This is a genomic window from Phytobacter sp. V69 (genome assembly GCF_965644215.1).
Classification (GTDB): domain Bacteria; phylum Pseudomonadota; class Gammaproteobacteria; order Enterobacterales; family Enterobacteriaceae; genus Phytobacter.
On record NZ_CBFFRL010000514.1, the window covers coordinates 1 to 495 of the forward strand.

Sequence of the window (495 nt, forward strand, 5' to 3'; positions counted from 1 at the left end):
GGGAACCTGCGGTTGGATCACCTCCTTACCTTAAAGAACCTGCCTTTGTAGTGCTCACACAGATTGTCTGATGAAAAAACAGCAGTAAAAAATCTCTGCAGGCTTGTAGCTCAGGTGGTTAGAGCGCACCCCTGATAAGGGTGAGGTCGGTGGTTCAAGTCCACTCAGGCCTACCAAATTTTTGCTGATGCCGCGTTGCGGCGACACTCACATACTCTGGTATGCTTCGTGTCACCACGCCTTGCTTCAACAAAAATTAAGGTTGATGAGATTTGACGTCGATGGGGCTATAGCTCAGCTGGGAGAGCGCCTGCTTTGCACGCAGGAGGTCTGCGGTTCGATCCCGCATAGCTCCACCATCTTTTACTGCGAACACAAGAAAACTTCAGAGTGTACCTGAAAAGGTTCACTGCGAAGTTTTGCTCTTTAAAAATCTGGATCAAGCTGAAAATTGAAACGACACATCGTGTCTGTTCTCCGTAATAAAGAACAGAA

At 47.7% G+C, this 495-nt stretch carries 2 tRNA genes; both read left to right on the forward strand.

Annotated elements, in window-relative coordinates:
* Window positions 1-99: 99 nt before the first annotated feature.
* Window positions 100-176 (forward strand) — tRNA-Ile (locus ACSZPU_RS26275).
* Between the two features lie 107 nt (window positions 177-283).
* Window positions 284-359 (forward strand) — tRNA-Ala (locus ACSZPU_RS26280).
* Window positions 360-495 lie beyond the last annotated feature (136 nt).